General features: G+C 54.8%; 19 protein-coding genes. 13 read left to right on the top strand and 6 right to left on the bottom strand.

The annotated features are described in order from the left end of the window. Window positions 1-17 precede the first annotated feature (17 nt). The 11 genes from H7R56_RS23700 to H7R56_RS23650 all read left to right on the top strand — a co-directional run bounded on the left by H7R56_RS23700 (window position 18) and on the right by H7R56_RS23650 (window position 11,918). Window positions 18-947 carry a branched-chain amino acid transaminase gene (locus H7R56_RS23700; protein WP_106929772.1) on the top strand — a complete coding sequence of 310 codons (930 nt, stop codon included), beginning with the start codon at window positions 18-20 and terminating at the stop codon, window positions 945-947. 62 nt (window positions 948-1,009) lie between these two features. Then, the gene (ilvD, locus tag H7R56_RS23695) at window positions 1,010-2,860 is read left to right on the top strand and encodes a dihydroxy-acid dehydratase (RefSeq protein WP_106929773.1); all 1,851 of its coding nucleotides are present in this window, start codon (window positions 1,010-1,012) and stop codon (window positions 2,858-2,860) included. Between the two features lie 5 nt (window positions 2,861-2,865). Continuing rightward, on the top strand, window positions 2,866-4,410 hold the full coding sequence (gene ilvA / locus H7R56_RS23690) for a threonine ammonia-lyase, biosynthetic (protein WP_106929775.1): 1,545 nt from the start codon (window positions 2,866-2,868) through the stop codon (window positions 4,408-4,410). 247 nt (window positions 4,411-4,657) lie between these two features. Further along, on the top strand, window positions 4,658-5,173 hold the full coding sequence (locus H7R56_RS23685) for a PTS sugar transporter subunit IIA (RefSeq protein ID WP_106929777.1): 516 nt from the start codon (window positions 4,658-4,660) through the stop codon (window positions 5,171-5,173). 1 nt (window position 5,174) lies between these two features. Further along, window positions 5,175-5,453: a PTS sugar transporter subunit IIB gene (locus tag H7R56_RS23680; protein ID WP_035896401.1), complete on the top strand. Its 279-nt coding sequence runs from the start codon at window positions 5,175-5,177 to the stop codon at window positions 5,451-5,453. Between the two features lie 170 nt (window positions 5,454-5,623). Next, the gene (locus H7R56_RS23675; RefSeq protein WP_106929781.1) at window positions 5,624-6,961 is read left to right on the top strand and encodes a PTS galactitol transporter subunit IIC; all 1,338 of its coding nucleotides are present in this window, start codon (window positions 5,624-5,626) and stop codon (window positions 6,959-6,961) included. 134 nt (window positions 6,962-7,095) lie between these two features. Beyond that, complete coding sequence (locus H7R56_RS23670) at window positions 7,096-9,159, top strand: BglG family transcription antiterminator (RefSeq protein WP_106929783.1); 2,064 nt, start codon at window positions 7,096-7,098, stop codon at window positions 9,157-9,159. A gap of 103 nt (window positions 9,160-9,262) precedes the next feature. Beyond that, window positions 9,263-9,925 (top strand): class II aldolase/adducin family protein, encoded by a 663-nt coding sequence (locus tag H7R56_RS23665; RefSeq protein ID WP_182928434.1) that lies wholly within the window; start codon window positions 9,263-9,265, stop codon window positions 9,923-9,925. 45 nt (window positions 9,926-9,970) lie between these two features. Then, window positions 9,971-10,984, top strand: a complete 1,014-nt coding sequence (locus H7R56_RS23660; protein ID WP_106929787.1) for a dihydroxyacetone kinase subunit DhaK — start codon at window positions 9,971-9,973, stop codon at window positions 10,982-10,984. A gap of 9 nt (window positions 10,985-10,993) precedes the next feature. Continuing rightward, window positions 10,994-11,635 (top strand): dihydroxyacetone kinase family protein, encoded by a 642-nt coding sequence (locus H7R56_RS23655; protein ID WP_106929789.1) that lies wholly within the window; start codon window positions 10,994-10,996, stop codon window positions 11,633-11,635. 16 nt (window positions 11,636-11,651) lie between these two features. After that, entirely contained in the window at window positions 11,652-11,918 is a 267-nt protein-coding gene (locus H7R56_RS23650) for an HPr family phosphocarrier protein (protein ID WP_106929791.1), read from the top strand. Window positions 11,919-12,047: 129 nt separating this feature from the next. Here the strand turns inward: H7R56_RS23650 and fabV are convergent, their stop codons facing one another. From fabV to H7R56_RS23635, 3 genes are all read right to left on the bottom strand, one after another. Beyond that, complete coding sequence (gene fabV / locus H7R56_RS23645; protein ID WP_106929793.1) at window positions 12,048-13,241, bottom strand: enoyl-ACP reductase FabV; 1,194 nt, start codon at window positions 13,239-13,241, stop codon at window positions 12,048-12,050. Between the two features lie 347 nt (window positions 13,242-13,588). Beyond that, complete coding sequence (dhaL, locus tag H7R56_RS23640; protein WP_106929795.1) at window positions 13,589-14,218, bottom strand: dihydroxyacetone kinase subunit DhaL; 630 nt, start codon at window positions 14,216-14,218, stop codon at window positions 13,589-13,591. A gap of 1 nt (window position 14,219) precedes the next feature. Further along, entirely contained in the window at window positions 14,220-15,224 is a 1,005-nt protein-coding gene (locus tag H7R56_RS23635; protein WP_106929797.1) for a dihydroxyacetone kinase subunit DhaK, read from the bottom strand. A gap of 182 nt (window positions 15,225-15,406) precedes the next feature. Between H7R56_RS23635 and H7R56_RS23630 the strand changes: the two genes are divergently transcribed. Next, the gene (locus H7R56_RS23630) at window positions 15,407-16,108 is read left to right on the top strand and encodes a DUF2461 domain-containing protein (protein WP_106929799.1); all 702 of its coding nucleotides are present in this window, start codon (window positions 15,407-15,409) and stop codon (window positions 16,106-16,108) included. A gap of 3 nt (window positions 16,109-16,111) precedes the next feature. Here H7R56_RS23630 and ilvY read toward each other — a convergent pair whose 3' ends face one another. Next, window positions 16,112-17,020, bottom strand: coding sequence for an HTH-type transcriptional activator IlvY (gene ilvY, locus H7R56_RS23625; protein ID WP_106929801.1), 909 nt, complete (start codon window positions 17,018-17,020; stop codon window positions 16,112-16,114). Window positions 17,021-17,172: 152 nt separating this feature from the next. Between ilvY and ilvC the strand changes: the two genes are divergently transcribed. Beyond that, complete coding sequence (gene ilvC / locus H7R56_RS23620; RefSeq protein WP_106929803.1) at window positions 17,173-18,648, top strand: ketol-acid reductoisomerase; 1,476 nt, start codon at window positions 17,173-17,175, stop codon at window positions 18,646-18,648. Between the two features lie 119 nt (window positions 18,649-18,767). Here the strand turns inward: ilvC and ppiC (H7R56_RS23615) are convergent, their stop codons facing one another. Together ppiC (H7R56_RS23615) and ppiC (H7R56_RS23610) are read right to left on the bottom strand one after the other, a co-directional pair. Continuing rightward, window positions 18,768-19,049 carry a peptidylprolyl isomerase PpiC gene (gene ppiC, locus H7R56_RS23615; RefSeq protein WP_001140251.1) on the bottom strand — a complete coding sequence of 94 codons (282 nt, stop codon included), beginning with the start codon at window positions 19,047-19,049 and terminating at the stop codon, window positions 18,768-18,770. Between the two features lie 49 nt (window positions 19,050-19,098). Continuing rightward, entirely contained in the window at window positions 19,099-19,380 is a 282-nt protein-coding gene (gene ppiC, locus H7R56_RS23610; protein WP_106929805.1) for a peptidylprolyl isomerase PpiC, read from the bottom strand. Between the last annotated feature and the right edge of the window lie 32 nt (window positions 19,381-19,412).

Raw genomic sequence — 19,412 nt, 5'->3', positions numbered from 1 at the left:
GCGCAATAGGAAGAGAAATGACGACGAAAAAAGCGGATTACATCTGGTTCAACGGTGAGATGGTTCGTTGGGAAGACGCGAAGGTTCACGTGATGTCCCACGCGCTGCACTACGGTACCTCTGTATTCGAAGGCATCCGTTGCTACGACTCCCACAAAGGCCCGGTTGTTTTCCGCCACCGTGAGCACATGCAGCGCCTGCGTGATTCCGCCAAAATCTATCGCTTCCCGGTCTCTCAGAGCGTGGATGAACTGATGGAAGCCTGCCGCGCCGTACTGCGCAAAAATAATCTGACCAGCGCCTATATCCGTCCGCTGGTGTTTGTCGGCGATGTCGGTATGGGCGTTAACCCGCCGGACGGCTACAGCACCGACGTGATCATCGCGGCGTTCCCGTGGGGCGCCTATCTGGGCGCTGAAGCGCTGGATCAAGGGATCGATGCGATGGTTTCTTCCTGGAACCGCGCTGCGCCGAACACCATTCCAACTGCCGCGAAAGCAGGCGGCAACTACCTTTCCTCACTGTTGGTCGGTAGCGAAGCGCGCCGCCACGGCTATCAGGAAGGGATCGCGCTGGATGTGAACGGCTATCTGTCTGAAGGCGCGGGTGAAAACCTGTTTGAAGTGAAAGACGGCATTCTGTTTACGCCACCGTTTACCTCTTCGGCGCTGCCGGGTATTACCCGCGATGCGATCATCAAGCTGGCGAAGGATATCGGAATTGAAGTTCGCGAGCAGGTGCTGTCTCGTGAATCGCTGTACCTGGCGGATGAAGTCTTTATGTCCGGCACCGCCGCTGAAATCACCCCGGTGCGCAGCGTTGACGGTATCCAGGTCGGCGAAGGCCGCTGTGGCCCGGTCACTAAACGTATTCAGCAAGCATTCTTTGGCCTCTTTACCGGTGAAACCGAAGATAAATGGGGCTGGTTGGATCAGGTTAATCAATAAGATAAATAATGGGGCGGCACGCACCGCCTCATTAACGAGACAGAGACTGGGAGTACAAAAGCATGCCTAAATATCGTTCCGCCACTACCACTCACGGCCGCAATATGGCGGGCGCCCGCGCGCTGTGGCGCGCCACCGGGATGACGGATGCCGACTTCGGTAAGCCGATTATCGCCGTCGTGAACTCGTTTACCCAGTTCGTGCCGGGCCACGTTCACCTGCGCGACCTTGGTAAACTGGTTGCCGAGCAGATCGAAGCTGCCGGCGGCGTGGCTAAAGAATTCAATACCATTGCGGTGGATGACGGTATCGCCATGGGCCACGGGGGTATGCTTTATTCACTGCCGTCCCGCGAGCTGATTGCCGACTCCGTTGAGTACATGGTTAACGCCCACTGTGCCGATGCAATGGTCTGCATCTCGAACTGCGACAAAATCACCCCGGGGATGCTGATGGCCTCCCTGCGCCTGAATATTCCGGTGATCTTCGTTTCCGGCGGCCCGATGGAGGCCGGTAAAACCAAATTATCCGACAAAATCATCAAGCTCGACCTGGTCGATGCGATGATTCAGGGCGCGGATCCGAAAGTTTCCGACTCGCAGAGCGAGCAGGTTGAACGTTCCGCCTGCCCAACCTGCGGCTCCTGCTCCGGGATGTTTACCGCCAACTCGATGAACTGCCTGACCGAAGCGCTGGGACTGTCTCAGCCGGGCAACGGTTCGCTGCTGGCCACCCACGCTGACCGTAAAGAACTGTTCCTCACTGCAGGCCAGCGCATCGTTGAGCTGACCAAACGCTACTACGAACAGGATGATGCCTCCGCGCTGCCGCGCAACATCGCATGCAAAGCGGCATTCGAAAATGCCATGACGCTGGATATCGCCATGGGCGGTTCCACCAACACCGTTCTGCACCTGCTGGCAGCGGCGCAGGAAGCCGAAATCGACTTCACCATGAGCGATATCGACAAGCTGTCCCGCAAGGTTCCGCAGCTGTGTAAAGTGGCGCCAAGCACTCAGAAATACCATATGGAAGATGTGCACCGCGCCGGTGGCGTGCTGGGGATCCTCGGCGAACTGGACCGCGCCGGCCTGTTGAACCGTGACGTGAAAAACGTGCTCGGTCTGACCCTGCCGCAGACGCTGGAACAGTACGACATCACCGTTACCCAGAATGAAGCGGTGAAAAAAATGTTCCGTGCTGGCCCGGCGGGCATCCGTACCACCCAGGCGTTCTCGCAGGACTGCCGTTGGGACACGCTGGATGACGATCGCGCCGAAGGCTGCATCCGCTCGCTGGAACATGCCTACAGCAAAGACGGCGGTCTGGCGGTACTCTACGGTAATTTCGCGGAAAACGGCTGCATCGTGAAAACGGCGGGCGTGGATGACAGCATCCTCAAATTCACCGGCCCGGCAAAAGTGTACGAAAGCCAGGACGACGCGGTTGAGGCCATCCTCGGCGGCAAAGTGGTTGAAGGCGACGTTGTTGTCATTCGTTACGAAGGGCCGAAAGGTGGGCCGGGCATGCAGGAAATGCTCTACCCGACCACCTTCTTGAAATCCATGGGTCTCGGCAAAGCCTGTGCGTTGATCACCGACGGGCGTTTCTCCGGCGGCACATCCGGCCTGTCTATCGGCCACGTTTCCCCGGAAGCGGCCAGCGGCGGCAACATCGCGATCATTGAAGATGGCGACATGATTGCTATCGATATCCCGAACCGTGGCATTCAGCTGCAGCTGAGCGATGCGGAAATTGCCGCGCGTCGTGAAGCGCAGGAAGCTCGCGGTGACCAGGCGTGGACGCCGAAAAATCGTGAACGTCAGGTCTCCTTTGCCCTTCGCGCTTATGCCAGCCTGGCAACCAGCGCCGACAAAGGTGCGGTACGCGATAAATCGAAACTGGGGGGGTAATCACCATGGCGGAATCTCAGCCCCTATCCGGCACCCCTGAGGGTGCCGAGTATCTCAGAGCGGTGCTGCGCGCACCGGTCTACGAAGCCGTGCAGGTCACGCCGCTGGAGAAAATGGACAAACTCTCTTCGCGGCTTGATAACGTAATTCTGGTCAAGCGTGAAGACCGTCAGCCTGTGCACAGCTTTAAGCTGCGCGGTGCTTACGCGATGATGGCAGGACTGACGGCGGAACAGAAGGCGCACGGCGTGATTACCGCGTCTGCGGGTAACCATGCGCAGGGCGTAGCGTTTTCTTCCGCTCGTCTGGGCCTGAAGTCGCTGATCGTTATGCCGGTGGCCACTGCCGATATCAAAGTCGATGCCGTGCGCGGTTTCGGCGGTGAGGTGCTGCTGCACGGTGCCAACTTTGATGAAGCCAAAGCGAAAGCGATTGAACTGGCGCAGCAGCAGGGCTTCACCTGGGTGCCGCCTTTCGATCACCCGATGGTGATTGCCGGGCAGGGCACGCTGGCGCTTGAACTGCTGCAGCAGGATGCCCACCTCGATCGCGTGTTTGTCCCGGTGGGCGGCGGCGGGCTGGCGGCGGGCGTTGCGGTGCTGATCAAACAGCTGATGCCGCAGATCAAAGTGATCGCCGTGGAAGCAGAAGATTCGGCCTGCCTGAAGGCGGCGCTGGACGCGGGGCATCCGGTGGATCTGCCGCGCGTGGGTCTGTTTGCGGAAGGCGTGGCGGTGAAGCGTATTGGCGATGAAACCTTCCGCCTGTGTCAGGAATACCTCGACGACATCATTACCGTTGATAGCGATGCTATCTGCGCGGCGATGAAAGACCTCTTCGAAGATGTCCGTGCGGTAGCCGAGCCTTCCGGGGCGCTGGCGCTGGCGGGGATGAAGAAATACATCGCCCAGCACAATATTCGCGGTGAACGTCTGGCGCACGTGTTGTCCGGTGCGAACGTTAACTTCCACGGTCTGCGCTATGTCTCCGAACGTTGCGAGCTGGGGGAACAACGTGAAGCCTTGCTGGCGGTGACCATCCCGGAAGAGAAGGGAAGTTTCCTTAAATTCTGCCAGCTGTTGGGTGGCCGTTCGGTAACGGAGTTTAACTACCGCTTTGCCGATGCCAAAGACGCCTGCATTTTTGTCGGCGTACGCCTGAGCCGTGGTCTGGAAGAGCGCAAGGAAATCCTTAGCTTGCTGCACGATGGTGGCTACAGCGTGGTGGACCTGTCCGACGACGAAATGGCGAAGCTGCACGTGCGGTATATGGTTGGCGGTCGTCCCTCCAAACCACTGAAGGAGAGATTGTTCAGCTTCGAGTTTCCGGAATCGCCGGGGGCACTGCTGAAGTTCCTCTACACGCTGGGCACGCACTGGAATATCTCACTGTTCCACTATCGTAGCCATGGTACCGACTACGGACGCGTGCTGGCCGCCTTTGAGCTGGGCGACAATGAGCCGGACTTTGAAACCCGACTCAATGAACTGGGCTATGAGTGTCACGACGAGACAAATAACCCGGCATTCCGCTTCTTCCTGGCGGGCTAATAGCTGCTTAACAGGAGATAACCTGCCAGGGTTATCTCCTTTTTTCTGCTTTATTTATCGTGACCTGCCGAATTATTTTTCTGTCAACGCATCCTATCCATAAAAATGTGACCTAATTCATAATAAAAAGCTCACCGCGTTGCGCCAGCCTGCGCACATCTTTTGGGAGCAATATTTGTCGCTCGCTGACTACACCTGAATTAACATTGGCTGTAGTTAATTCTTAGTGGTTGGAGAGGATATTCGGATGAGAACGGATATAATTGATGCCCCGAATGAAAGTGCGCAAGGATGTGAATATTTTACGTCTCAGCTCACATTTCTGGATAAACACTATAATAATTCCACAGACTTTTTTTCTTCGATATTTTTGCTGCTGAAAGAGCAAGGCTACGTCCGGGACTCTTTTCTTGACGCCATCATCGCCCGTGAAAAGGCGTACCCTACCGCGCTGCCCACGCTGCCGGTGGCTCTTGCGCTTCCTCATACCGATCCTCAGCACGTTATTCACCCCTTCATCTCCGTAACACGGTTGTCTACGCCTATTGCATGGCAGGAGATGGGCAATGATGACAACACGCTTTATGTTCATTTTATTGTTTTACTAGGTTTTGTTGACCACAGCAGCCACCTGACAGCGCTGCAAAAGCTTATGGACTGCCTTGCGGATGAAGAGGTCGTTCAGGCCCTACGCGAAATAGACGATGTAGAAACCTTTCTCTGTACCCTCACATCAAGACTGCAATTAGATAAGGATTTATAAGATGAAAAAAGTCATTGTTGCATGTGGAAGCGGCGTTGCTACCTCACAAACGGTTGCCAGTAAAGTAACCCGCTTATTGAATGAACGTCAGCAGTCGCATATCAAAGTTGAAGTCATCGACCTGAAATCGCTTGATAGTCATATAAAAGATAGTGCGGCTTATATCGCTATCACCAAAGTTGATAAGCAATATCCTATCCCGGTAATTAACGGAATTGCCTTTCTGACCGGCATGGGGATGGAGCAGGAATTACAAAAGGTCATTGATGCCTGTAAATAAGGTGTAGCTCTTTAATCCGTATACTCGTCGTCTTTCAAGCCGCGGGGGCGTTGGCTGCGTTCTTTCACCCGAATCACTTACTAAAGTAAGCTCATCGGGATTCTCTCACTTGCCGCCTTCCCGCAACTCGAAAGCCATAGAGTATATAATTATTTTAGTGGAGAAGTGCTATGGACTTTCTTGGTGTAGTCATAAATTATATTCTGAATTTAGGCGCGCCGGTTTTTGTGCCCTTTATTATGTTATTAGCCGGGCTGGTGGTGCGGATGAAATTCCGCGATGCGGCCTCGGCGGCTATCACACTGGGCGTCGCCTTCGTTGGGATGAGCATGCTGATTGGCTTTATGGTCGACGCCATCGGTGTTGCCGCACAGACCATGATGAACCGTACCGGCCTTGAGTTAAGCATCGTCGATGGCGGCTGGACGACGATGGCGAATATCTCCTGGGCCTGGCCTTATGCGTTCGCCATGTTCCCGCTTCAGGTTGGCGTCAACATCGTGATGTTGATGCTGAACAAGACCAATACCTTCAACGCCGACCTCTGGAACGTGTGGGGGAAAATCTTTACCGCGTTTATCGTGGTGAGCGTCACCACCCCATTGTTTGGCCCGGTCTGGAGTCTGGTACTGGCGTTCCTCGTTGCCGCCTTCCAGATCATTATGGAATTGAACGCGGGGGATATTCACCAGCATCGTATCGAGAAACTCACGGGGATCCCGGGAGTGACCTGTACGCACCGTATGGTCTTCTTTGGTGCCATCTATTACCCGTTCGATCTGCTGCTGCGCAAAATACCGGTCTGCAATAAACCAATGGATGCCAGCGCGCTGCGCGCCAAAGTCGGGGTCTTTGCCGAAAACCACATCATTGGTTTTATTCTGGGGATCCTGTTTGGCGTGATTGCGGGCTACAGTGTTGCCAAAACGCTGATGCTGGGCGTACAGGCTTCGACGGCGCTGGTGCTGTTCCCGATGATTTCCAAGCTCTTTATGCAGGCCCTGTCGCCGATCTCTGAGGCCATCAGCGACTATATGAACAAGAAATTCTCCGGGCGTAAGCTGTTCGTGGGTATTGACTGGCCGTTTATGGGCGGTGCGAGCGAAATCTGGTTTGCTATTATCGTCGCCATCCCGTTCACCCTGCTGTGGGCGCTGATTCTGCCGGGAAATAAGATCCTGCCGTTTGCTGGCATCATCAATATTGCGCTGATTGTTCCGGCCTATCTGGTGACACGCGGTAACACGCTGCGCATGGTTATCCTGAGCATTATTGGCGTGCCGTTCTTCCTGTTTGTTGGCACGCAGTTCGCACCAATGATTACCGACCTTGGGCTGGCCACTAAAGCTATCACCATCCCGGCAGGGCAGCTGATTTCGAACAGCTCGATTGATGCCCCGGTCTTCACCTATGCCTTCTCCTTCCTGTTCAAATTCCTGGAAGGCAACTTCATCCCGCTGGTGTTCGCGCTGTGGTGGGGCTGCGGCTACTTCTTTTACTCCCGCTAATTGCGTCGTGAAAGCAATCTTGCGCAGCAGGAAGCCGAACAGCAGGCGAAGGTTCAGCAGGCGTAACTCTGGGTTTCATGTTCACGTCTGGCGGCAGGTGCCGCCGCCAGGCTTTTCATTGCAGGAGAGTTAGCATGGCTATGGATAAACGCGTGGTTGCAGTGCTGGATGCCATTGTGAACGATCCCGGTATCACAGGGACGAAGCTTGAAGCGCAGTTTTGCCTGACGCGCAAACAGTTGAGCTATACGTTGAAAAAGGTGAATGACTATCTGGAGTCGAACCACTTCGACCGGATCAACCGCCTGAAAACCGGGAAGCTGAATATCCCACGCCATGTGATTGAGCATTTTCGTCAGAATCAGACCTCGGAAACCGAGCATCGCTACCTCTACTCGGAAGAAGAACGTGGGCAGATGATTATCTTTATGCTGCTGACCCGCAACGAACGGCTGTCATTGTTGCATCTCTCTTCTTCACTGAGCGTTAGCCAGAATACGATTATCAACGATCTGAAAAAAGTGCGTACCGAGGTTATTGAGCACGGGCTGGAGATAAGCTACGACCGAGGCAACGGCTACCATATTCTGGGTGAGGAGCTGGAAAAACGCTATCTGCTGCTGAATTGTTTACGCCGGGTTCTGGAAATTCCGGTTGCCAAAAATATCCTCGCTCAATACAACAACGTTATGAGCGATTATCTGGAAAAGGTCGGCAACGTTTTCAGTGAAATTGAAAAGCGTTTTAAAATTCAGTTTACCGACCGCCAGCTTCAGGAGCTTATTTATTTTATCTGCTTTGTCCTGCATCGTATTGATTCAGGGAAAAGCCTGGTCAATATTCCGATCAGCTACGCTGATATTATTGGCAGCAGAGAATTTACCCTGATGCAGAGCGTTATCAGTAAAATCAATATCAATAGCGAAAATGAACTGGTTTTCCTGACGGCACTGATCCAAAGCTCAAATATTCAAAGTATTGCCGATAAATATTTTCACCTCGATACGCTACTGCTTGAAAGCGTAGTCGCGGTGGTCGACAGCTTTGAAAAAATAAGCTGCGTCACGATCAAAGAGAAAAATGAGCTGATTGAGAAAATCTATCAGCATTGGAAACCGGCCTATTACCGTATTCGCTATCATCTGAGCAACACCAGCAGCGTTTACGATCTGGTGGTGAAAGAGTTCAGCCATCTGCATGAGATGGTTCGCCGCGCGGCGGTGCCGTTTGAGACGGTACTGCACTGCGAAATTCCTGATGAAGAGATGGCGTTTTTAACGGTGCTCTTTGGCGGTTGGTTGACCCGCGAGGGGGTTATCCATCAGATTAAAATCCAGAAAACCGCGGTCGTGGTGTGTGAAAATAGCGCGACCATTTCCACTTATCTCTTCCTGACGCTGCAGGTACTTTTCCCGGAGCTGCACTTTACCGAAGTGATGTCACGACGCGAGTTTGAGCGCTATACCGGGCACTACGATGTGGTTTTCTCGACCACGCACCTGAACACCAGCAAGATGGTGTTTGTGGTGAATCCGTCCATCAGCAGCATTCATAAAAGTGCGTTCCGCAATCATGTGATCGGCGCGCTACAGGGTGTGGACCCGAATATCATTCAGATAGAGCAACTGCTGCTTATCTTCGAACGCTTCGGCAATATTATCGATCATAAAGGGCTACAGCGTGCGCTCGCTAGCTATATCTATGATGAGAACAGCGCCGTGAGTGCGGCAGGCAGCATTGAGCCGCCGACGCCATCGCTGACGGACCTACTGCAGCGCGAGCACGTTCAGTTCGTCACCTCGCTGCCGGACAGCTGGCAGCAGGCTATTACTCAGGCGTCGTCATCGCTGCTGGTGTGTGGCGTGATTGAACCACGCTATCTGCAAATCATGCTCAATAAAATCGCCAATGAACAGCCCTATATCATGCTGGCCGATGGCGTGATTATTGCTCACGCTGGTGTTGATGATGGCGCGCTGGATACAGGTATGGCGTTATTACGCTTACCTTCTAAGATTGATTTTGCGGGTTATATGCAGGCCGATATTATTATTGTTCTGGCGACCAACAACCCACAAAAACATCTTAAGGCATTGGCGCAATTAAATGAATTTCTCGAGTTTTATGACGGCGGCAATGTTATTCGCCGCGCGCAGGATGAATATGCGCTGATAAACAAACTTTTCCATCATCAGTAATTATTAATTAAAAATCGTTGCAGTCAGAAAACGGCAACGTTATTTCCCGGCAATGATTGTCGCGACATCGCTCGCCCCTATAATCGTATACAGGATAAATATTATGTTAGACATTCAGAAAAAACACGTCGTTGAAATGGCCAGAACCGCTCAGCAATGGGGACTGTGTAAACATAAAGCAGGTAATTCCTGCGTACGGGATAAAGAGACGGGATTTATTCTGGTGACCCCAACTACGATCGACAAAATGGATTTAACGCCGCGCGATATTGTGGTGATGGACGTTGAAGCTAATGTCATTGAAAGTGAAGCTGGATTGCGTCCTACCAGCGAATGCCTGATGCATATCGAAATTTATAAGGCGCGTCCTGACGTTTTCGCCATCTCCCACACGCACTCTCTCTACGCCACCTCGTTTGCCGTGTTGAATAAACCGATCCCGGCGGTGGTGTACGAATGCGCGATCCTCAACCTGAAAGACGGGGTGATTCCGGTTGCGCCTTATGGCCGCCCAGGTACGCCCGCGCTGTCGAACAGCGTCATCGAACCTATCCAGCGCGCCGACGCCATTCTGATGGAAAAACATGGCGCAATCGGCGTGGATAAAGATCCGTACGAAGCGGTGCTGAAGTCTGCCTATCTGGAAGAGATGGCGCAGATTTACTACCACGCGCTGGTCGTTAACGGCGGTAAGGAGCCCGAATCTTTCGCGCCGGAAGAGCTGCAGCGCTGGGCCTACCCGTCACAAATCAAATTTGCCCGCTAATTGAGACGCCCGCCCGTGCGGGCGGGACATTCATGGAGAGAACGCATGAAAAAATTTTTGAATCAGGCGGAGGACTTTATCCCGGAGATGCTGGAAGGCATCTATCTGGCGCACCCCGATGCTTTTCGTTTGGTGAACGATGATCCGCACTGCCTGGTGGCCGCACGCCCGGTACCTGGCAAGGTCGGAATTGTCACCGGCGGTGGCTCGGGGCATCTGCCGCTGTTTCTGGGCTATGTGGGGCAGGGCATGCTGGACGGCTGCGCGATTGGCGATGTGTTTCAGTCGCCCTCGCCGGCGCAAATTTTGGCCGTCACCCAAGCGGTGGACCGCGGGGCTGGCGTGCTCTATCTGTACGGCAACTACAACGGCGATATTTTTAATTTTGATATGGCCGCGGAAATGGCCGATATGGAGTGCGATATTCGCACCGCGACGGTAGTCGCTGCCGATGATTCGGCGGGCGCCGTGCCTGGGGGTGGAGAGGCGGCAACCCGACGTGGCGTCGCGGGTATTTTCTTTGTCTACAAATGCGCGGGGGCGTCGGCGGCCAGAATGGATGATCTGGAAACCGTCCAGCGCATTGCGCAAAAGGCGGGCGAGCGCGTGCGTACGTTGGGCGTGGCGCTGTCGCCGTGCATCGTACCGCGTATCGGCAAGCCGGGGTTTCATATTGGCGATCGCGAAATGGAGATTGGCATGGGCATTCATGGTGAAAGTGGTATTCGCCGTGGCCCACAGCTAAACGCAGAATCGATCGCCGAAGAGATGATGTCCTGGCTGCTGGCGGATTCGCCCTGCCAGCAGGGGGATGAAGTGGCCGTCTTGATCAATGGCCTTGGTGCTACGCCGCTGGAAGAGTTGTATCTGATGTATCGCCACGTGCACCAGATTCTGGCAGAAAGCCACATGCGCGTTTTCCGCGTATGGATTGGCGAGTTTGCTACGGCGATGGAGATGACCGGTATGTCTATCAGTCTGATGCCGGTGGATGAAGAGCTGAAAACACTGCTCAATGCCGGGGCCGATACGCCGATGTTTCGGCAGTTTTCGGCTTAAGGAGGCGTGATGACCATAGATACGCAGAGTCTGCGGCCGCTTTTTACTGAATGGGCCCGAATCATGGAGGCTAACAAAACGGTGCTGACCGAGTTGGATAGCGTGGTTGGCGACGGTGATTTGGGGCTGACCATGAGCGATGGTTTCGCGGCGGCGGCGCGCTACGCGCAGCAGAGCGACGAACGTGACGTAGGGCGATTTTTCTATATGGCGGGCAAGGTGATGGCTTCGGCGGTGCCGTCGACCATGGGCACGCTAATGGCTTCCGGACTGATGCAGGCGGGTAAGTCGTTTAAAGGTCGGGAGGTGCTGGGCTTTACGGATGCCGGCGCGCTGTTTCAGGCCTGGTACGATGGCGTGCAGCAGCGTGGTAAAGCGCAGCCGGGAGAAAAAACTTTTCTTGATGGTATGGCCCCTGCGCTGGTGGCGCTGCACGCCAGCGATGAACCGCAGACGGCAGCGAGGAAAGCACTGTTGCTGGCGCAGCAGGGCGTGCAGCAGACGACGGGCATGCTGGCAAAGCATGGCCGTGCGGCGATTCACGGTGAACGGTCGCGCGCATTTGTCGACCCTGGTGCAATGGTCGCGCAGCTCCTGATCCAGGGCTATTTTAACTTCGTACAGGCTATGTGTCCGTCAGACGGACTGTAAGTAAGGAGCCAAAATTATGTTGAAAGAAGTGGTGAAAATCAGCAATCAGCACGGCATTCACGCGCGTCCAGCTGGGGTGCTGGCCAAAGTCTGCGCGCAGTATCAATCGCGGATCGAGATGATCTACGACGGTAAGGTTATCAAGGGAAAAAGCATTATGAGTATTTTGGGGGCCGGTATTAAAGGTAAAGGATCGCTGGAGATCATCTGTAGCGGCAGCGATGAGCGAGAAGCGATGGCGAAGCTGAAAGTGCTGTTTGCGGAAGGTTTCGGTTTTGACTAGGCACGGGGCGGTGAAAAAAGGGTTCATGTTTTCACATGAACCCAGCGCCTGATGGCGCTTCGCTTATCAGGCCTACAAATTTCAATGTGTAGGCCGGGTAAGGCGTAGCCACCACCCGGCATCAGTGAACTACAGCGTGATGACGTCGAATTCGACTTCGGTATTCACGTCAGCATCGTAATCCACTTCGTCGAGGCCAAAACCGAACAGGTTCAGGAATTCCTGCTTGTACCCTGCATAGTCAGTTTCTTGCGCCAGGTTTTCGGTGGTGATCAGCGGCCACAGGTCGCGACATGCCTGCTGAATGTCTTCGCGCAGTTCCCAGTCATCCATACGGATACGCTGGTTGTCATCAAGCGCCACTTTGTCGCCGTACAGGCTGGTGGTCATCAGACGGTTGATCTGCTCGATACAGCCTTCATGAATCCCCTGTGCTTTCATCAGTTTGAAGACCATGGAGATGTACAACGGCATTACCGGAATGGCGGAAGACGCCTGAGTTATAACGGACTTCAGTACGGCAACGTTCGCGGAACCGTGCAGCGGAGCCAGCTGGTTACGCAGTTCGCCCGCGGCGCGATCGAGGTCTTCTTTTGCTTTGCCCAGCGCGCCGTGCCAGTAGATTGGCCAGGTCAGGTCGGTACCGATGTAGGAGTAGGCTACGGTTTTCACGCCGTCAGCCAGCACGCCGGCTTCGCTCAGCGCGCCCATCCACAGTTCCCAGTCTTCGCCGCCCATAACGGTGACGGTGTTCTGCACTTCTTCTTCGGTTGCCGGCTCAATGCTGGCGGTGATGATCTGATCTTTGTTGGTATCGATCGCTTTAGAGGTGTAAACCTCACCGATTGGCTTCAGCGCAGAACGGACGATTTCACCGGTTTTCGGCATTTTACGCACCGGGGAAGCCAGTGAGTAAACCACCAGGTCAATCTGACCCAGGTCTTCTTTGATCAGTTTGATGACTTCATCGCGGCATTCATCAGAGAACGCGTCGCCGTTGATGCTCTTGGCATACAGGCCTTCACGTTTTGCTGCCTCATCGAAGGCAGCAGAGTTATACCAGCCCGCGGAACCCGGTTTGGTTTCCGTGCCTGGTTTTTCGAAAAATACGCCGATAGTGGCGGCACCGCTGCCAAACGCGGCGGAAATTCTGGACGCCAGGCCATAACCGGTGGAAGCACCGATGACCAGCACGCGGGAAGGGCCGTTAGCGATTTTCCCGTTTTTCTTCACATAATCGATCTGTTTTTCCACATTGACTTTGCAGCCAGTCGGATGGGTCGTTGTACAGATGAATCCACGAATTTTTGGTTTGATTATCATAATGATGGCTAATTAAGTTTGTATTTTCGCTGTCAAGTGCGCAATGACACCGTCTGTTCTGGCTTGCTTAACATAATGGTTAACAAGCCCCCCACTGCACCTCTGTTTTCAGCACCTTAAAACTCAATGAGGAGGAGGTCTGACAAACATCGGCCACGGAACCGGCTGATCCGCCGGGCATTCTCAGTCATGCAAATTCCGCTTATCTATTATGGCACGGGGCATTATACAGAAAAGGAGCGTCAATACTGAATCTACCACTGATTTTCGCCGTCCGGCGCTGTGTCCAATGGCGCAACGGGATGCATGTACGAACATGCACCCCGTTGAATGATGGCGATAATCAGTTAGCCCCGCTGGGCAAATTCGGCCATAAACTGCAGGATCAGCGCCATGGAGACGGCGCCGGGATCGCAGTGCCCGATGGCCCGCTCGCCCAGATTCTTTGCCCGTCCGAAGCGGGCAACCATGGCCGCGGTTTTTTCCGATCCCACCATAGCCGCCTGTGCGCAGTGGGATAGCGATTCAGACAACGGTAGCGCAACGTCAGCGTTGGCTCGCTCAGACGCTGCGGCCAGTGCATCGACCATCGTTTTATCACCGGGCTTTGCGCCGCCGCGTTGGTGGATGGCCTGCATGCCTATCGCCAGCCACTCGGCCAGCGCGGCAGCATCAAAGTCAGTCTGGCCCATCATCCCTTTTCCTCCAGTGCGGAAGAGGGTGCCGAAAATGGCCCCGGAAGCGCCGCCCATGCTGGTCATCAGCCGCGTCCCGCTATGCAAAAGACAGTCGCCGATATCGGCGGGTGCAAAATCGGCGGATGTGAGTAAAGCGTGTAGCGCGGTAAAGCCGCGCTTGATGCCAATACCGTGGTCGCCATCGCCAATGACCTGATCGAGCGCGGTCAGGCGTGGTTCACTGGCGATCATTCCCTCACAGACATACCGTAGGCAAGCGGTGAATTGCGTTACATTCATCTTATTTTCTCCAGCCGAGCGTATTAATGGGGTAGTCATACAGACGCTGCATTTCCGCATCTAGCCGCAGCAGGCTGAGTGAGAAGCCAGACATCTCCAGCGAGGTACAGAAATGTCCCACCTGCACGTCATAGGTGGTGATGTCACGTTCTGCCAACGCCATACCGACTTTACGGGCTACCACCATCAGCTCGGTGTTGCTCAGCGCCCCCAGATTATTGATGCTGACGCAGACCTTATCGCCCCGATCAAACGGCAGGTCATCGCCCAGTCGTGCGATCATCATCTCCACCAGTTCATCGGTCTGCGGCAGGGGAATGCGGCACAGCCCGGGCTCGCCGTGTATACCAATTCCCAGTTCGATCTCATTTTCTGCCAGGCTAAAATTAAAGGTGTCGGACTGCGGTAAAGCGCAGCCGCTGAGCGCCACGCCGAGGGTACGCGTATTGTGGTTGGCTTTCCGCGCCAGCGCTTCCAGCGCGGGCAGCGTGTAATGCTCAAACTGTGCTGCCGCCCCCGCCAGCTTGTATAAAAATGCCAGCCCGCCGACGCCACGACGGTCAGACATTCTTTCTGGCGGTGCAGAGGCAATATCATCGGTGGCGCGAACGGTACGGCATTCAATGCCTTCTTCCGCGAGGATCTCGGTGGCGATATCAAAATTCATGCCGTCGCCGGAGTAGTTCCCGTAAAGAAACAGTACGCCGTTGCCCTGATGAACGGCGCGGCTGGCCTCAATAATCTGATCGGGAGAGGGCGAGGTGAAAACCTCGCCGAGCGCGCAGGCGTCGATCCCGCCTTCACCGACAAACCCGGCGAAGGTGGGTTCATGGCCGCTGCCACCGCCGCTGACGATAACGGTCTGCGCCGCTGATTCTACCGTTCGATAGACCGCGCAGTATTCCGCCAGAGGGTGGAGTTTCCCCATCCCCGCATATACGAGCCCCTGCATGATTTCGCTGCGGATATTATCGGTGTTGTTGAACAGCTTTTTGGGTTTCTGCATTGTTACTCCCTCTCGTAAGGTACTGTTTCTTTACAGACGATTTTACCTGCGACGCTCGTTTTCCCCTGGCACCTTTGATACCAATTAATCTCCCGACGAAGGGGCATTATTTCAGGTTGCGCTTAGCGGGAATTGGCGATAGTTATGAAGCGAGTGATGACACTATTCAGCGAGGCAGGCAGATGGCGGGACGCTTTCAGGGATTTGCACAAGAAGGGCTCGATTTTCTTCAGCAGGTGCGAATAGAGAACGATAAAACATGGTTTGAAGAGCACCGATTTATCTACGAACGCAGCATTCTCACGCCTTTTCGCGCGCTGGTGGACGATTTAGCGCCGACGATGCTGGAGATAGACCCGCAGCTTGAGACGCGGTCGGCGATTGGCAAAACGCTGTCGCGTATTCATCGTGACACGCGTTTCTCGCACGATAAATCGCTGTACCGCAGCCGGATGTGGCTCACTTTCAAACGTTCGGCGAAAAACTGGACCGATGCGCCAGCATACTTTTTTGAAATCAGTCCAGATACCTTGCGCTATGGGCTGGGCTACTACAGCGCCAGCAGGCCGACCATGGATCTGTTCCGTCATACGCTGCAACAACGTCCGCAGCAGTTTTTGTCGGTGGCCGAGTGCTGCGGCGCGCCGTTTGAGCTGGTGGGTGAAAGTTACAAACGGCTGCGGGCTAAGGGCCTCGACCCGACGATTTCCGACTGGTATCACCGCAAATCCTTTGCTGCAATGGCGACGGATACCGACGTGGAAAAACTGTTCCACGCCGATCTGGTCACGCAGTTAGCCGACGGCTTTCGCCAGCTGGAGCCGCTGTACCAGTGGCTGATGACGGTAGAAACGATGAAGCAGATTGACCCGGAAGACCTGTAGCAATCACTTCCCGTCGTCGATTTTTCTCTCGAGGACGATCTTCCAGAACGCATCGATCAGCGGTTCATGCAGCCGCTTTTTCGGCGCGCAGACGCCCAGCTCGAACGGCGTTTTCTCGTCGCTGCGCTCTAAAATCATCACGCGGTTACGTACCGGCTCCGGGCTGTTTTCCAGCACCACTTCCGGCAGTAGCGCCACGCCGCAGCCCAGCGCCACCATTGAAACCATCGCCTCGTGGCCGCCCACCGTAGCGTAAATCGATGGGTTGCTGATTTTGTGACGGCGGAACCACAGCTCAATGCGGCGGCGTACCGGCCCCTGATCGGCCATGATAAACGGTACCGTCGACCAGTCGGGTTTCTCGACGGAAACCTGATTACGCACCGGGCAAGGCAGCGCCGGGGCAATCAGGACGACCGCCAGATTCTCTAACATGGAAAACGCTACCGCGCCGGGCAGCGTCTCGGGCTTACCGGCAATCGCCAGATCGGCCTCGCCGGTGACCACTTTGTCCATCGCATCGGCGGCGTCGCCGGTGGTGAGCTTGATTTCCACCGACGGATGTTCGGCGCGGAAGCGGTCGAGGATTGGCGGCAGATGGCTGTACGCGGCGGTCACCGAACAGAAAATATGTAATTCACCCGACAGCGACGGCCCTTGTTGGTCAAGCGTGTGGCGCAGCTGCTGGTATTGCAGCAGCGTCTGCTGGGCGAATACGCGCAGCTCTTCGCCCGCTTCGGTCAGCGTGACCGTACGGTTATCGCGTACAAACAGCGGCTGACCGAGGTCTTCTTCCAGGCGCTGAATTTGTCGGGAGAGCGTGGAGGGGCTGACGTGCATCGCCCGCGCGCTGCGGCCAAAGTGGCGGCTATCCGCCAGATGCAGGAACATTTTCAGATCGCGTAAATCCACGAATTCTACTCCCTCTTTTAACGTTGCAGAAATTGCAATGTGACGTTGTGAATATATCAATTTCCGCAATAAATTTCCTGTTGTAATGTGGGTACATTCTCGCTGAAACGCGAACCGAACAATAAGACAGTACAACATCACGAGGTATCACCATGGCTAACTACTTTAATACACTGAACCTGCGCCAGCAGCTGGCGCAGCTGGGCAAATGTCGCTTTATGGGTCGCGACGAATTCGCCGATGGCGCAAGCTACCTTCAGGGTAAAAAAGTGGTCATCGTCGGCTGTGGCGCACAGGGTCTGAACCAGGGCCTGAACATGCGTGACTCCGGTCTGGATATCTCCTACGCTCTGCGTAAAGAAGCCATTGCTGAGAAGCGTGCTTCCTGGCGTAAAGCGACTGAAAACGGCTTCAAAGTGGGCACCTACGAAGATCTGATCCCGCAGGCTGACCTGGTGGTTAACCTGACCCCGGACAAGCAGCACTCTGACGTAGTACGTTCCGTACAGCCGCTGATGAAAGACGGCGCGGCGCTGGGTTACTCCCACGGCTTCAACATCGTGGAAGTCGGCGAGCAGATCCGTAAAGACATCACCGTTGTGATGGTGGCGCCGAAGTGTCCGGGTACTGAAGTGCGTGAAGAATACAAACGTGGTTTCGGCGTTCCAACCCTGATCGCCGTTCACCCGGAAAACGATCCGAAAGGCGAAGGCATGGCTATCGCCAAAGCGTGGGCCGCAGCTACCGGCGGTCACCGTGCGGGTGTACTGGAATCCTCCTTCGTGGCAGAAGTGAAATCTGACCTGATGGGCGAGCAGACTATCCTGTGCGGTATGCTGCAGGCCGGTTCTCTGCTGTGCTTCGACAAGCTGGTGGCAGAAGGCACCGACCCGGCTTATGCGGAAAAACTGATTCAGTTCGGCTGGGAAACCATCACCGAAGCGCTGAAGCAGGGCGGCATCACCCTGATGATGGACCGTCTGTCTAACCCGGCGAAACTGCGTGCTTACGCGCTGTCCGAACAGCTGAAAGAGATTATGGCGCCGCTGTTCCAGAAACACATGGACGACATCATTTCCGGCGAATTCTCCTCCGGCATGATGGCTGACTGGGCCAACGATGATAAGAAACTGCTGACCTGGCGTGAAGAGACCGGCAAAACCGCGTTCGAAACCGCTGCGCAGTTTGAAGGTAAAATCGGTGAGCAGGAGTACTTCGATAAAGGCGTGCTGATGATCGCGATGGTGAAAGCGGGCGTTGAGCTGGCGTTTGAAACCATGGTCGACTCCGGCATAATCGAAGAATCTGCTTACTATGAATCACTGCATGAACTGCCGCTGATCGCCAACACCATTGCCCGTAAGCGTCTGTACGAAATGAACGTGGTTATCTCTGATACCGCAGAATACGGTAACTACCTGTTCTCTTATGCTTGCGTACCGCTGCTGAAAGAGTTCATGACCACTCTGCAGACCGGCGATCTGGGCAAAGCGATTGCCGAAGGTGCGGTAGACAACGCGCAGCTGCGCGACGTGAACGAAGCGATTCGCAGCCACGCTATCGAGCAGGTTGGTAAGAAACTGCGCGGTTACATGACCGATATGAAACGCATTGCCGTTGCTGGCTAAATAGGATGTCGGGTGGCGCTTGCGCTTACCCGACCTACGCACAGCAGATGTAGGCCGGGTAAGGCGTAGCCGCCATCCGGCAAAAAAATCCCGGCGCCTGAACGTTCCGGGATTTTTTATTAGTTACGGTACAGCACCTTAATGATGTGATAACCGAACTGGGTATGCAGCGGGCCGGTCGGCTCCAGCACCGGGCAGGAGAAGACGACTTTATCGAACGCCGGAACCATCTGGCCCTGACGGAATTCACCTAAATCACCGCCGCGTTTGCCTGATGGGCAGATGGAATGCTTTTTCGCCAGCTTGCCGAAGTCTGCGCCGTTTTTAATCTGCTCCAGCAGATCCAGGGCCAGTTTCTCTTCTTTAACAAGGATATGCAGTGCTGCTGCTGTTTTCGCCATGATTGTGCCTTCAAAAGGGGGTCAATGAGGCTGGCGATTTTAGCATGGCTTATCGGCGATACAGCACTTTGATGATGTGGTAGCCAAATTTGGTCTTGACTGGTCCGTAGGGTTTCAGCAGCGGACAGCTGAAAACGGCGGCATCAAATGGTCCCACCATCATCCCCTGTTTAAATTCACCCAGATCGCCGCCGTTGCGCCCGGAAGGACAGCGAGAGTAGCGTTTCGCCAGATGATCGAAGCTGATACCACGATCCAGTTTGCTCAGGATCTCCAGAGCCAGTTTTTCTTCTTTTACCAGGATATGCAGGGCTGCCGCGCTCTTTGTCATGGGCTCTATCTCGTCGTGGGGAGCTATCCAAC

Origin of the sequence: Klebsiella sp. WP3-W18-ESBL-02 (assembly GCF_014168815.1) — a bacterium.
GTDB classification, from domain to species: domain Bacteria; phylum Pseudomonadota; class Gammaproteobacteria; order Enterobacterales; family Enterobacteriaceae; genus Kluyvera; species Kluyvera ascorbata_B.
Note: the sequence above shows the minus strand (reverse complement) of the source record. Positions and strands in the feature narration are given on the sequence as shown.